The sequence below is a fragment of the Halopiger xanaduensis SH-6 genome, assembly GCF_000217715.1.
Classification (GTDB): domain Archaea; phylum Halobacteriota; class Halobacteria; order Halobacteriales; family Natrialbaceae; genus Halopiger; species Halopiger xanaduensis.
Genome location: NC_015666.1, coordinates 2332348 through 2347013, shown reverse-complemented (window position 1 = coordinate 2347013; position 14666 = coordinate 2332348). Strand labels below are relative to the sequence as shown.

Genomic DNA, 14666 nt, shown 5'->3' with positions numbered 1-14666 from the left:
AAAAGCCGTCCGCCTCAGTCGCCGTCGCTCGAGCCGTCCGCACGTGACTGCGGATCCGTCCGCCCGGCCGGTGACTCGAGCACCACTGGCCGCGTCTCCGTCTCGGGGACGGCCGTCGAGCGCTCGAGCATCGACACCGAGCCGGCGTCGGCGCCTGCGGGAACGGTTTCGCGTCGCGATCGATCGACGACGGTATCGTCGCGGACCACGCGCGGCGTGAGGTACTCGCCGTCGACGTCGATCCCGGCCGCCGAACAGAGTCGCTTGAGCACCGAGCGAGCGCCCTCGGTCGTGATCGCCGGTGGCGCGATCGACCGCTCGCGGGCGAGTTCGGTCGCCGTCCGCTCCTCGAGCAGGGCCTCGATCTCCTCGTCGTCGTAGCCCCGGTCGCGCAACGTCGAGCGGACGCGGCTGGCGATCGACGGCGCGTGGCGGGTCGGGAACAGCGGCCAGTCGTTCGACGGCGGATCGAGCGCGACCCGGTACCGGCGCAGCGGCGTGCGCGCCGGCGCGAGCAGGGAGACGTCCTCGAGTTGCTGGGACCGGCCGAGCACGCGGATCGTCCCGGTGTAGAAGTCGACGTCGTCCCAGGTCGCGCCCGTCCGCCGGTCGTCCTGGGGGACCCGGAACAGTTCGGAGCCCCGCGCTCCCGAGTGGGCGAGGACGGCGACCATCGCGTACTCGCGCAACCGGTCGCGCCGGTCCTCGCGGTCCGATCCCCGCTCGCGGTCGACCGCGAGCGCCCGGTCGCGGACGTAGGCCTCGAGTCGGCGGCGCTGCTCGGCCGTCCACTCCCACTCGCGGTCGGAGCGGGACTCGGCGCTCGGCAGCGGTTCCGTCGCCCGATCGCTCGCGGCCGGGTTCGCCGCGATGATGTCGCTGCGGGCACACCACGAGAGGAAGGCTCGGACGACGGCGTAGTAGGTGCCGGCCGTCGCGGGGGCGTACTCCCCGCGGTCGGCGCGGTCGCGCAACTCGCGCGCGTACGATCGCATGTGTTCGGTCTCGAGCGCCGACACCGATCGCACGCCGTGTTCGCGCTCGAGCCAGTCGACGAACCGCTCGAGGATCAGTTCGGCCTTGGCGGCGTACGTGCCGCCCGTTTCCGGGCCGCCCGAGTCGCCGACTGTTTTCCGGCGGAGGTAGATTTCAGCGGCGTCCCCGAGCGCGGCGTCGACGTCGCTCACGGGCGGATCACTCCGGCAGCGTCGTACTCGTTCGGGTGGCGGTCGTCCGACTCGTTTGCAGGGCGACTGGGACGGACGACTGCTTCCAGCGGCGTCGCTCCGAGAAACGCCTCGGCGAACCGACGCGGAGGTTCGGAATCGCCACGGTACCGCATTCGTTCGCTACTGTCATACCGTGCTAAATCTGTGTTTCGGTATTATACACTCGAATAGGAGTCGAATAATTGCCACGACGGCAGCTCAGATCGATAGCAGGGGAAGCATAACCGCGACGCCGACGGCGAGCCCGCCGACGAGTTCCCGCCGGCCGCCGCCCGGCAGTCCCTCGCCAAGGTCGAGCGCCTCCGGGATGAACTCGGTGAGGACGAGATAGATCATCGCACCCGCGGCGAAGCCGAAGCCGTAGGGGAGAAACTCGCGCGCGACGCGGACGAAACTAAAGGCGACGACGGCGCCGACCGGTTGGGGCAGACTCGAGAAGACGGCCCACCAGACGAGCTTCCAGTCGTCGACGCCCATCGAGGAGAGCGGAATCGCGATCGCGGTCCCCTCGGGGACGTTGTGGATCGAGATCGCGACCGTCATGAAGATCGCCAGCAGCGGCACCGTGAAGCCGAACAGCGCGATCCCGCCCTCGAGGCCGAGATCGGCGAATGAGACGCCGATGGCGACCCCCTCCGGAAAGCTGTGGACGGTCAGGATGCCGAGGATGAGCACGAGTTTCTTGAAGTTCGCCTCCTCGTACGCGCGCGGATCGATGTCGATGTCGAGTAGAATCTCGTGAGCGACGATAACGAGGACGACGCCGGCGGCCAAGCCGACGAGCAGTTGGCCCGGCGTCCCCTCGGCCAGCCCCTCGTCGACGAGACCGAACACGGACGCCGAGAGCATGATGCCCGACGCGATCCCCCACAGTACGACGTTCCGGCGGTCGCTGATCGACTCGAAGAAGAGGAACGGGAGCGCCCCGAGTCCGGTCGCCAGCGCGGTGACGAGTCCGGCGACGAACACCAGCGCGAGGTTCTCGAAAAGCGTCATCCGGATTCGAATCGTGGAACCGGTCGGTTAAATCACCGCGGCTCGTTCTCCACCGTCGGGAACTCGCGGTGGTCGCGCGAATTTCGGCGACTCGCGACTCGGCGCTCTCGGCGCGTCACTCGAGGTAGCCCAGATCGGCGAGTCGATCCTCGACCGCCTCGTCGGCGGTCGCGACGGCGTTCCGGTCGTCGGCCCGCGAGTACGACTGCGTCCCCGGCGAGTCGACGCAGGGAAGCGGCTGGCCGTCCATCCGGTCGTCGATCGGGACGCCCAGCGACGCCAAAACGGTCGGCGCCACGTCGAACAGGTGCGGGTCGCCAAGGTCGGCCGCCGAATCGATCGCCGCGCCGCGGGCCGCGAAGGTCCCCCCGAGTTTGTGGTTCCACGGCTCCGACGGCGGGCCGAACGGCTCGTCCCGCAGCGTCGCCGAGAGGAGGTGCTCGAAGTCGGCCGGGATCGTCACGATATCGACCGCGTGCTCGCTTTCGGGGCCGTGGAAGAACTCCTCGCGCGGGCGCACCGCCTCGAACACGGGCTCGCCGTCGGGCGTCGTCGCCGAGCGCAGCGCGTCGATGACGCGCGTTCGGACCGTCTCGTACTCCTCTCGGGGAACGACGCCGTTCGGCTCCCGTCCCTCGAGGTTGAGCCGGACGCCGAGTTCGATCCGCGAGCGGACGTAGGCCGTCGATTCCGGGAAGTCGACCTGCGTCGCGCCCGCGTTGACGAGGCCGGTCGGGGCGTAGGCCGCGACGAGGTCGTAGATCCCGAGTCGCTCGAGGAGCCGTCCGATGCGCTGGCTCGTGAGGCCGGCCTTCGCGGCGGCCGCCATTGCGCGTTCGGCGGCGCCGGGATCGTACTCGGTGCTGTCTTCGCCCCGCTTGAGGCTGTCGTCCCGAACCGTCGCCCACGTGGGCATCCCGTCGCCGCCGTTTTCGGTCGCAACGAGCCCCTCATCGCGGAGGTAGTCGTTGACCCGAAACTCGTAGCCGTCGTAGGGCCCCATCCCGTGATCGCTCGCGACGATCACGGTGTCGGGGTCGTGGGACTCGAGGATCGTGGCGAGCTGGCGGTCGACCTCGCGGTAGATCGATCGGATCGCCTCGTCGTTCTCGGGTTCCTCGTGGAAGATCGAGTCGGTTCCCTGGAACTCGAGGAAGCCGAACGCCGGATCGAAGCGGTCGGCGAGGTACCGGAACGCCTCGCCGCGCATCCGCGCGCAGTCGACGTAGGCCGTTCCGAGGTCAGCCGCGTCCTCGTCGGGGTAGACGCGGTACTCGCCGATCTCGTCGCGGACCTCCTCGAGGAGCCCCGAGGGATGGCAGTCGGGGTCTTCCGGCGCGGTGTAGCCGGGGATCAACGCGCCGTCGAACTCCCGCGGTGGGTGCGTGACGGGAACGTTGACGACGACGCTCGTGAGCCCGTGGTCGTCGAGCAGTTCCCACAGCGCCCGCTCGCGGACGTCGCTGGCGTTGACCACGTCCCAGTCGTAGCCGTCGAAGGAGAGAAAGCCGAAGACGCCGTGTTTTCCGGGGTTCTTGCCGGTGTACAGCGACGGCCAAGCCGAGGCCGTCCACGGGGGAATCTGGGACTCGAGCGAGCTACTCACCCCCTGCTCGTAGATCGACTCGAGCGCCGGGAGGTCGCCGTCCTCGAACATCGGTGCCAACACGCGGTCGCAGGCGGCGTCGATGCCGACGAGCAGCGTTTGGAGGGAAGATCCGTCGTCCATCGGCCGGTAGTTCCCGACGCCGGGTCTTGGTTATGGACGCGGTTACGAGTCGAATCGTTCGCCTTCCAACGTCGGTCACCCGCGGGTGGTGCCGGACCGAGCCAATCGACAGTCGGCAGCCGTTTCCCGGCCGGAAACGAGACACAAAAGATATATTTTTCAACTGAGGTTCGAGGAGTATGGTTGGTTCCCGACGTTCGACCCTAAATCACGCGGGCCTCCTCGAGCGAGGCGTCGCGTGGTTCGTCGACGGTATCGTCATGTTCATCCTGTTGTTCGTCGCGATCGTGCTGGTGCTCCTCCTGTTTTCGCCGGACGGTGCGCCGGCCGAAGCGGCAGAAGGGATCGCGGCGATCATCGGACTCGTCGCCTCGACGGCGTACTACATGGTCACCGAAGCGAAGTGGGGACGGACGCCCGGAAAGATGCTGCTCGGGCTTCGCGTCGTCCACCTTGACGGACGGCCGTGTACCGGCTCCGGTGCCGTCATCCGAAATATCACGAAGGTCCTCGGCGGCTCGTCGCTGTTCCCGGTAGTAATCGCGATCTTGCTCGTGCTGTCGAGCGACGATAACCAGCGGCTCGGCGACATGCTCGGGGATACGACGGTCGTGCACGCGTAACCCTCGAGTACCGTTTCACAACGATCCTCGCGCAATCGTTCCCGAGACCGACTTCGAAAATACGATCGAAACGCCCGCGAGCGGCCCTCGAGTTACTTGACGCTATCGTACAGCGACGCGAGCCGCCGCATCCCCCACTTCCCGTACTCGAGGCTGTAGTAGGTCCGCAGTTCGGGATTGAACTTCGCCTTGTATCGGTTGATCCGGCGCGTATCCGCGCCCACGAGGTCGTACGTCTCGAGCCCGTTCTCGAGGCCGTCCTGCATGATCGACCAGTCGAGCAGGTCGTTCGTGGCCACGTCGACGTCGGCGTCGGTTCGGACGCCGCCCATCCATCGGCCGGTCGTGCCGCCGTACTCGAGCGCCAGGATGCCGCCGATAAAGTCGCCGTCCACGCGGAGGGTGTAGGGCCGAACGTGGCCGTTCGCGGACTGTTCGGCGAGATCGAGGACGAACTCGACCGGCACGTCGAAGCCGATATCCTGGGATTCGTAGCGGTTCTTCACCTGCTCGTGGATCAGCCGGATTTCTTCGGGGCCGCCGACCTCGATCTCGTAGGCGTCGTCGGTGTTGCGGATGTTACTCCGCGCGTCGCTGCTGAAGGTCATCAGCAGGTCGTCCTCGTCGAGGGTGAGATCGACCGCGTAGGTGTACTCCGGCGTCGCGTCGTACTCGTTCCACTTGAACGGCCGCGAGTCCTCGAACGCCGTGGCGGTCCGGATGTGACCGTACTTCGGCGCCAGTTCCGACTGGATCCACTCGAAGCAGCCGTCCATGAACCGCTGGCGGCGCCGCTCGCGCTTGCGTTGCTTTAGCTTCGCCATGTTCAGGAACGCCGGCCCGAGGTAGGGGACCCGGAGGTGCGGCGGCGGCGAGAACGCCGTCGTCACGAACTGCTTGTTGATTTCGAAGACCGGAAACAGCCCCACCGGTTCCTGTCCCTTGAACCCGATCAGCGGGTGTAAGGTCGCATCCGAGTAGTCGGCCTGCACCCGCAGCGCCTCGAGTTCGTGACACAGCGTTCCCTGCGGTGATTGCTCGACGTACCGGTTCCACTTCTCGCGGTCCTCGTCGGTCGCGACGCGGACGTCGATGCTCATGCGCTCGACCACCCGGCGACGGCCGATGGAACGTCGTCGTCGCTGTCAGTCGCTCGGCGTACCATACGCGACCCATCGCTTCACGAGCACTTTGTAAGCAACCTGTTTCCGTCATCGCGGGCTGTCTGTCACGATCGCTGTCGTGTTCGACGGTGTGGCTACCGAACCCGACGGTCAGTATAGTCACCCGCTACGATCGTTCGGTTCCCGCCTGTGGCCGCAGTTCGGCCTCGAGCAGTCGCGTCTTGCGTCCGTGGCGCCGGCGAGCGACGCAGCGGAGTTCCAAACCAGCGAGTCGAGCGGTGATTCGACCAGTAGCCTCACTGAATAGTCGGTTATACGACGAGTAACAATATCCGAACCGGTCGAGTATCGGATAACTGACGGATAAATGAAAGACCTCCTGATTCGAACGGTTCGGCCGGTCGTCGCCGTCGGCCAGGGAACCAGACGCCTCGTCACACGAACGCCGACCGATCTGGTCGCCGTCGCCGGATTCGTCGCCGTCGCGACCCTCCTCCTGACGGTCGTCGATATCGGCTCCCCGGTCGTGCGAGCCGCGGTCGGTTTTCCGCTATTGTTCCTCGCACCCGGCTACGCGATCGTCGCCGCGCTGTTCCCCCGCGCCGCCCCGCTCGAGGCGTCGACGGGCTTCGGCATCGGCCAAATGCGAGACGTAACTGAGGTCGAACGCGCCGCGCTCGCGTTCGGCCTGAGCTTCGCGTCGCTGCCGCTGATCGGGCTGACCGCCGCGGCCCTGTCGCTCGAGTTTACGGGTCCCGTCGTCGTCGGGGCCGTGAGCGGGTTCGTGCTGCTGACCGTCGCGGTTGCTACGGTCCGTCGGTTCCGCGTCCCTGCCCAGGATCGCTACCGGCTCCGGCTGCTCCGCAAGGTCGGGGCCGCCCGCGCCGCGATCGTCGATCGCGGATCAATCGCGTACACGGCGGTCAACGTCGTCCTGATCGTCAGCATGGTGATCGCGCTGACGAGCGTCGGCTACGCGCTCGTCTCGCCCCAGCAGGCCGAGCAGTACACCGACCTCCGACTCCTCGGCGAGGACGACGGGGGCGAGCTCGTTGCAGGGAACTACACGACCGAGATCGAGTCCGGGGAGTCCGTCCCGCTCACGATCGCCGTGGAGAACCAAGAAGGGTCGACAACTGAGTACACGGCCGTCGTCCAGGAGCAGTGGCTCGAGGACGGCTCGGTACTCGAGCGGACGGACCACCAGCGCGTCGAGTACAGCGTCGGCGACGGCGAGACCGCGACCGCCGAGCGGTCGGTGACACCGACCGCCGAGAGCGGCGAGGTCCGCATCGCGGTACTGCTCTACGAGGGCGACGTGCCGGACACGCCGACCGTCGACAACGCGTACCGGTCGGGCTACCTCTGGGTCGAGATCAACGACGATCTCGAGGCGGAGTCGGACGGGTAGCGAGCGTTTCGTTTTCTCGAAGACGCGGGGAAGTGTCGCGGATAATCGCGGAGAGTGATCGACGATAATCGCTCGCATTCTCGTCGCGTGCTCTGCATCGGTTGGACGTGCTCACAGTTCCGTTACTCGTTCGTCGTCTCTGGATAGCCACGTTGTCCGTGCATCGCCCGTTTCGTCCGGCCTCGAGATTCGGTCTCGAGATGCGAACCTTGTTACCGACTACGCGACCGCGATGGCTTGGTCGCAGCTGTCGACTATCGGTCGGATGCTGCGATGTTTTTATCTGAAAGCAAGACAGCGACCGATGACCGTCCGATTCTGACGACGGTACTGCAGTGCTTACAGTCGGCAACGAGCGAATAACAAGGCCCGCGATCGGCGAACGACGGGATAGTTCGAATGTCAACGCAGTCACCCGTCGGCGGTTCGCTTCGAAAGGTAGCGCTCACACTCGGCTTCCTCGCGGTCGCCGCCAGCGCGCTCGTCGCGCGTTCGAATCCGGCGACCGGCTACGAACTCTCGTTCTACACGATGACCCCCGCGGAGGTCTGGGCCGGCCTGCTGGTCGCGCTGGCCGCGTCGCTCGCCGTCGCGTTCGGCCCGTCAAGCGGCGACAGACGGACGGACCGCGGACTCGCGGTCGCCCTCGGCGGCCTCGTGATGACCGTGTTCGTCGGCCTCCCCATCGTCCGCGGCTACCGCTTTCTCGGCCACCACGACGCGCTAACGCACCTCGGCTGGGCGCGCGCCCTCTCCGAAGGCACGATCGTCCCGTTCGACCTCTACTATCCCGGTATCCACACGGTGACGGTCTTCATCCACTCGGCCCTCGGCATCCCCCTCTCGCGCTCGATGCTGCTGATGGTCCTGCTCGCCGTGCTGGTGTTTTGTACGTTCGTTCCGCTCTGCGTCGGCACCATCGTTCCCGACGATCGCGGCCGCGCCGCGGCGATCGGCGCCTTTGCTGCGTTTCTCCTGCTGCCGATCACGACGATCTCGATGTTCCTCGAGGCGCACGCGATGTCCCAGGCCGTGCTGTTCTCGGCGCTGCTCGTGTACCTCCTCGTCAAGTACGTTCGGCCGGGTCGAGAGAGCGTCTCTCGGCCCGCGTCCGCGATCGGCGTCGCCCTCGCGTTCGTCTCGATCGCGACCGTCGTCTATCACCCCCAGCTCGTCGCCCACCTGATCGCCGTCTTCCTCGGGATCTGTGCGCTCCAGTTCCTCGCGCGGCGCGTCGCGAGCGACGGTCGGATGGCCGGCCAGACGACGCTCTACGGCCACTCGGCGTTTCTGATCGGCCTGTTCCTCGTGTGGACCTCGAACCACGACTTCTTCAGCGGGATGTTCGAGCACTTCTTCTCTGCGGCGATCGAGTTCGTACTCGAGGGTCGCAGCGGCGCCGGCGACACCGTCGCGGTACAGGGAGCGTCGCTCTCGGCGATCGGCGGCAGCCTCGTCGAGGTGTTCTTCAAACTGTTCACCGCGCAACTGGTGTTCGTGCTCCTCGTCGGCGCGCTCGCGTTGGGCGTGGTCGTCCGGCGCAACTCGAGTTGGTTCGCGTCGATTCGAGCCGAGACGATGTACTTCCTCGGCGCGTTGGTGGCGCTCGTCCCGCTGTTCGGAATCTACTTCCTCGCGCCGGATTCGACGATGCACTTCCGTGTCTTCGGGCTGATGATGCTGTTCGTGACGCTGCTCGGTTCGATCGCGATCCACGGACTTACGACCAAATTTTCGGGCGATCGGTCCCGGTTCGTTCCCGGCCATCCGGTCATCGCCGTCGGCTTCGCCCTGTTGCTGGTCCTCTCTCTCGCGGCCGTGATTCCGTCCCCGTACACGTACAAGGCCTCCCCGCACGTCAGCGACACGCAGATGAACGGCTACGAGACCGCGTTCGAGAACCAGGACGAGGACATCGGGTTCCTCGGACTGCGGGACGGACCGAATCGGTTCGACGACGCGATCAACGGGAACGCGGAACGAATGCACCGCCATCAGAATCTCGACGAGTCGTCGTTCGGCGACCCGCTCGCGACGCGGTACGACGAGGACAGATATCTCGCGTTGACGCGCGTCGATTACGAACGCGAGGTGAGCGCGTACAACGAACTCCGGTACACCGAAGAGGAACTCGACTCGGTCGCGACGCAGCCCCACGTGAACCGGGTGCAGTCCAACGGCGAGTTCGACCTCTACTACGTCGACACCGACTCGAGCCTCGAGTAAGCTCGAGTACGGCCGTCGCGTCGACTCTCCGATTTGGTGCCCCTTCTCCGACGCTGATCACGGATTCAATCGGCCGCAAAATCCCGCACGGTCGGCGTGAAATCCGGTAGCTGATCAATAACAAGGGCTCGATCCGGCTAGCGTTGTACTGGTTAATGCCGGATCTCGAACGCCAGTCCCGGACGTCCTCGTATCGCATCGGCTGTTCGGATGCCCGCTCGTGGTGGCTCGGCGGCGGACCGACGGTACCAGATTCCTGTCGAGCCCTCCCCCGAATCGAACCGCACAGTGATGCCCTCGAGTCGAGACCGACCGCCGACGGGTCGTAAATCGATGCCCGAAACCGACAAGCTCGTCAGCGGGTTCAAGGCGAATCTGGCCGCCAAGGTCGTCGAAGTCGGCGTCAACGGCCTGCTCGTGCTCCTCTTGACGAACGTCTTCCTGACGACGGAGGAGTACGGCCTGCTGTACCTGGCGATTTCGATCTGCAGCGTGGCGATTTTCTTCAGCCGGATGGGGTTCGCCAAGTCGGCCGCGCGGTACGTCACCGAGTTCCGCGAGACGGATCCGTCGAAGATTCCGTTCATCGTCCGCCGCGCGCTGACGTTCAACGTGATCGCGATCGCGGTCGTCGCGGGGACGGTCCTCGCGTTCCGCGGGCCGATCGCCGCGCAGTTCGGCGAGCCCGACCTGGTCTGGCTGCTCACGATCGGATTCCTCTTTATCGTCGCCCGGACGCTCCACTCGTTCGGGTACTTCCTCTGTCAGGGCTTCAACCGCGTCTCCTGGAGCGCGCTGCTGTTGATCGTCGCGAACCTCGGCATCCTCGCGTCCGTCCTGTCGCTGCTCGCGCTCGGGTTCGGCGTCGCCGGGGCGCTGTTCGGCTACGTCGTCGGCTACGCGCTGAGCGCGACGCTCGGGCTGACCGTCCTCTACCGGTGGGTGTCGGGCGCCGATTGGAACGCGACCGGTGAGACGGCCGCGACCGGGTCGACCGATGGGGAGGGAGCCTCGTCGGCCGGGAGTGACGACGCCGACGAGACCGAGAACCTCACCCGCCGCATCTTCGAGTACAGCCTCCCGCTCACCGTCACCGGCGCCGCGTCGATCCTCTACAAGCGCGTCGACATCGTGCTCGTCGGGGCGATCCTCTCCCCCGTCGCCGTCGGGTACTACACCCTGGCCAAGCAACTGACCGAGTTCGTGACGGCGCCCGCGAGCTCGCTCGGGTTCGCGCTCGCGCCCGCCTACGGCGAATCGAAGTCCAGCGACAACCTCGAGCGGGCCGCCGAGATCTACCATACGACGTTCGAGTACAACCTGCTCTTCTACGTCCCCGCCGCCGCCGGGATCGCCTTGGTTGCGGATCCTGCTGTCCGATACGTCTTCGGCGACGGCTATCTCGGCGCGATTCCGATCGTGCAGGTGCTCGCGGCGTTCGTCGTCCTCCAGTCGATCAACAAGATCACCGACGACGCGCTCGATTTCCTCGGACGCGCCCGCCACAGGGCGCTTTCGAAGGGCGGAACGGCGGCGCTCAACTTCGTTCTCAACCTGGTCCTCCTGCCGACGATCGGCGTCGTCGGCGCGGCGCTGTCGACGGTGATCAGCTACGCGATCATGGTCGGAATCAACATCTACCTCATCCACTCCGAACTGTCCCTCCCGCTCCGGTCGCTCTTCCGGACGGCCCTGACCGTCTGCAGTATCGCAGGCGGCATGTCCCTGATCGTCGTGCTCGGCTTGCCCTACGTCTCGAGCGTCGCCTCCCTGCTCGCGATCGTCCTCCTCGGCGTCGTCAGTTGGCTCGCGCTGGCGGTCACCAGCGGCCTGCTGGATCTGCGCCGGGCCGTCGCGCAACTGAGTTAACGGCGCGACGCCCCTCGCCGTTTCTTCCTGTTTTCCGTTCCGAAGGCACTGGGTCCGCGCCGTCCGTCGCCACTACCGCCAGTGTGCGCTTGAGCAGTGTTGACGCTGCCGTCGCTTCCGCTCGTCGCCGATTTGTCCGCCTGGCGCCTCGAGGCAGCCACTGAACCGCACTTTGTCGCCGATCGTCTGCTCTCCCTCACATTCACATTAGCGAGTTTATTCGTCTTCCCTGATGATTGCTCGATCATGACTGTCCTATTATAAAGACTAATCAGTTGAAGAGATTCTTACTTCGACGGACTGTTCCTGAACCGCAGTGTATGACTACCAACGAGGAGTCTGGCTCGGATTCCGACGAACGAACGCTGGTCGGTCGGCGCTCCTATATGAAAGCGGCCGCGAGTGCGGTGACGCTCGGCGTCGCCGGCGCCGGCTCCGCTGCAGCTGCCGGCGAGGACTACGACGTCATCGAGGTCCCCGCCGGACAAACGCACACGATCTCCCTCGGGAGCGGCGACACGCTCGAGAACACGCTGATCGACATTTCGGCGCGGAACGCGAAATTCCAGATCTCCGCGCGCGGGTCGGGTTGGGAAGTCCGCAACCTCGGGATCCGCGGGAACTGGGACGAGACGACGAAGGCGGAGCCGTTCATCGTCAGCGGCGACGGCGTCATCGACAACTACTACTTCGCGGACGGGGCGACGGGCGACTCCTACCCGAACGGCCCCACGGGCATTTACGTGGCGAACGCCCACAGCGGGACGATCCGGATCAACAACGTCAACATCCAGGACATGCCCGACAACGCGATCTACGGCAGTTCGCCGGGAGACCTCTCCTCCCACCCAAGCGGCGGTGGCGGCGGCGGCGACGTGATCATCACCAACAGCTACGCGGCCGACTGCGTCGCCTCCTCGTTCCGCGTGGGAACCGACGGCAGCCGCGTCGAGAACTGCGTCTCCGTCGGCTCCGACTGCGGCTTCTGGGCGTTCTACAACTCACCGAAAGTCGTCGACTGCGACTTCTCCGACTCGAACCTCGGCGACATCCGCGTCGGCGACGGCCACTGGCGGGACGACGCCAGACCGCGACTCGAGAACGTCCGCTACGAGACGGAACACGTTCACTCGGGCTCGATCGACGGCTCGTCCGCGGGTTCACCGCAGCGCACCTCCCCCGAGGAGGTCGAAGGCGTGCCGCTCTCGGCGGAGGAGGCCGCCTCGGGCGGCGGCAGCGGCGGCGTCAGTCCGTCCCCGCCGAGCAACGGGGACGAACCCGACGAGGACGGCGAGGACGACGAGGAACTCGAGGGCCACCTGCTCGCGTTCGTCACCGACCCCAGCGCGCGGAACGCGGAGTACGAGTTCACGGCCGAGGGGGCCGTCGAACTCGCCGAGGCCGACTACGAGAGCCCGTCCGGTCGCTCCATCGGCGCCAACGGTAACGACTCCGTCGAGGAGTCGGACGGCACGGCCCGCGTGAGCGGACTCACCGGCGGCGGCTACGGTGACGCCTTCCGCGTCGCCGGTCCCGTGACGTCGATCGACATCGACCAGCCCGACGTGATGTGGGTGGAACTCGACGGCGAGGAGATGTCCGTCGAGGAGGTCATCGAAGCCACGTCCGATGACGACAGCGACAACGGCGACGAAGACGAGAGCGAGGAAAGCGACCACCTGCTCGCGTTCGTGACCGACGCCGACGCCAGGTACGCCGAGTACGAGTTCACGGCCGAGGGGGCCGTCGAACTGGCCGAGGCCGACTACGAGAGCCCCTCCGGCGGGAGTATCGGCGGCAACGGCAACGACACGATCGAAGAGTCGGACGGCACGTACCGCGTCAGCGGACTTACCGGCGGCGGCTACGGCGACGCCTTCCGCGTCTCGGGTCCTGTCACGTCGATCGACATCGACCAGCCCGACGTGATGTGGGTCGAACTCGACGGCGAGGAGCTGTCCGTCGAGGAGGTCATCGATGCAACCTCCGGTGACGACGGCGACGAAGACGACGAGAACGACGAGAACGACGAAAACGAGGACGACTCCGAGGATCAGCCGTCGAACGCGCTCGTCATCGACGCAACCGAGACCGGTGAATCGGCCCGGTATCGGTTCGAGGTCTCCGGATCGGTCGAGAAGGCGAGCTACCAGGACGCGACGATCGACGACGGCGACAGCGTCGACAGCACCGCGGTCGAGGGTTCCGTCGACGGCTCGAAGGACGCCTACTGGTTCAGCGGCAACATCACGGACTTCTGGCTGAACGGGGACGCGCTCGTCGACGTCGAGTACGACGCTCGATAACGCCGCGGTTCGAAAATCGACCCGTTCGTTCGCTTCGTTTTCGGCGGGGAGACTGAATGCGACTACTCGAGGCTCACTTCAGCGAGCCGCTCACGGTGCTGTAGACGGACTTCGCGAGCGTCATCTCGAGCCCCTCCGATTCGACCGCGTAGTAGGGCCGGAGTTCGCCGTTGAACTTCCCCTTGTACTCGCAGAGCCGTTCGGTGTTCGCGCCGACCAGATCGTACCCCGTCACCGACTCGAGTTCCGGATCGGTGACGATGTCCTCGAGGATGACCCGGTGGAGGAGGTTGTTGACGCTGACGTGCTCGTAGGACGCGACGACGCCGCCCTGCCAGTAGTAGGCCAGATCGTTCGAGAACAGCGTGATGATGCCGCTCTTGTACTCGCCGTCCGGCGTCCGGGCGACGTAGACCCGCCAGCGGTCGTCGTCGAGCGACGAGAGCAGATCGCGGAGGAAGGGTTCGGTCATCGGCGCGGTGTCGTCGTACTCTTCGTACTGGACGACGACGTCCTCGTAGATCCGCATCGCCGAATCGATCCCCTCCTGCTCGATCGTCAGGTCGAGATCGTCGTAGCGGCGCATCTCGTTGCGGAGGCTCTTGCTGAACCCCGACATCGCGTCCTCGACGTCCGAACAGCCCTCGAGGTCGACGACGTAGGTGAACTTCGGCTCCGTGGTGAAGCCGTTCCAGTTGTAGGGACGGGGATCGTCGTAGCCGACCGGGCAGGTCATCCGGAACAGCGTCGAGCGCTTGTCGGTCTCGAGGTCGGCGGCGACGGCCTCGGCGAGTTCGCTGTTGATCCGTTCCCACTTGCGGCGCTTCGGGCTGTTCGGGTTGATGATCGGCCCCAAGCGGGGGACCCCAAGCGAGACGGGCGGCGAGAAGACGGTGCGGCCGACGGACTTCTCGTCGACGAAGACGGGGAGAAGGCCGACCGCCTGCTGTCCCTTGAACGCGCCGTAGAGGCGCATCTCGGCGTCGGTGTGGGCGTCGAGCACGGTCAGCGCGTCGGGGTCGTGGAACACCTCGAACCCGGACCGGGGCAGCGCCTCGCCCCACTCGGCGAGCGTCAGTCGTTCGATGTCCATGTGTGTCTGCCTGCGACGACTATTCGTTTTGTTATCACGCTGCTACCGGACGGTAACGGC

At 66.1% G+C, this 14666-nt stretch carries 10 protein-coding genes; 5 read left to right on the top strand and 5 right to left on the bottom strand.

The genetic code is table 11. The features are described from left to right. Window positions 1-14: 14 nt before the first annotated feature. From HALXA_RS11435 to HALXA_RS11425, 3 genes are all read right to left on the bottom strand, one after another. Complete coding sequence (locus HALXA_RS11435) at window positions 15-1187, bottom strand: tyrosine-type recombinase/integrase (protein ID WP_013880522.1); 1173 nt, start codon at window positions 1185-1187, stop codon at window positions 15-17. A gap of 240 nt (window positions 1188-1427) precedes the next feature. Then, window positions 1428-2225: a ZIP family metal transporter gene (locus HALXA_RS11430; protein WP_013880521.1), complete on the bottom strand. Its 798-nt coding sequence runs from the start codon at window positions 2223-2225 to the stop codon at window positions 1428-1430. A 115-nt stretch (window positions 2226-2340) separates the two neighbouring features. Beyond that, on the bottom strand, window positions 2341-3954 hold the full coding sequence (locus HALXA_RS11425) for an alkaline phosphatase family protein (protein WP_013880520.1): 1614 nt from the start codon (window positions 3952-3954) through the stop codon (window positions 2341-2343). A gap of 179 nt (window positions 3955-4133) precedes the next feature. Between HALXA_RS11425 and HALXA_RS11420 the strand changes: the two genes are divergently transcribed. After that, a complete protein-coding gene (locus HALXA_RS11420) occupies window positions 4134-4577 on the top strand; it encodes an RDD family protein (RefSeq protein ID WP_013880519.1) in 444 nt (147 codons plus the stop codon). 92 nt (window positions 4578-4669) lie between these two features. On the opposite strand, the gene HALXA_RS11415 is transcribed toward HALXA_RS11420, so the two are convergent. Next, a complete protein-coding gene (locus HALXA_RS11415) occupies window positions 4670-5677 on the bottom strand; it encodes a GNAT family N-acetyltransferase (protein WP_013880518.1) in 1008 nt (335 codons plus the stop codon). Between the two features lie 391 nt (window positions 5678-6068). Between HALXA_RS11415 and HALXA_RS11410 the strand changes: the two genes are divergently transcribed. The 4 genes from HALXA_RS11410 (at window position 6069) to HALXA_RS11395 (ending at window position 13513) form a co-directional block, all read left to right on the top strand. Continuing rightward, the gene (locus HALXA_RS11410) at window positions 6069-7112 is read left to right on the top strand and encodes a DUF1616 domain-containing protein (RefSeq protein WP_013880517.1); all 1044 of its coding nucleotides are present in this window, start codon (window positions 6069-6071) and stop codon (window positions 7110-7112) included. A gap of 399 nt (window positions 7113-7511) precedes the next feature. Next, the gene (locus HALXA_RS11405) at window positions 7512-9338 is read left to right on the top strand and encodes a hypothetical protein (RefSeq protein WP_013880516.1); all 1827 of its coding nucleotides are present in this window, start codon (window positions 7512-7514) and stop codon (window positions 9336-9338) included. 333 nt (window positions 9339-9671) lie between these two features. Beyond that, complete coding sequence (locus HALXA_RS11400; protein ID WP_013880515.1) at window positions 9672-11207, top strand: flippase; 1536 nt, start codon at window positions 9672-9674, stop codon at window positions 11205-11207. 320 nt (window positions 11208-11527) lie between these two features. After that, complete coding sequence (locus HALXA_RS11395; RefSeq protein WP_013880514.1) at window positions 11528-13513, top strand: hypothetical protein; 1986 nt, start codon at window positions 11528-11530, stop codon at window positions 13511-13513. Between the two features lie 73 nt (window positions 13514-13586). On the opposite strand, the gene HALXA_RS11390 is transcribed toward HALXA_RS11395, so the two are convergent. Further along, window positions 13587-14606, bottom strand: coding sequence for a GNAT family N-acetyltransferase (locus HALXA_RS11390; protein WP_013880513.1), 1020 nt, complete (start codon window positions 14604-14606; stop codon window positions 13587-13589). Window positions 14607-14666 lie beyond the last annotated feature (60 nt).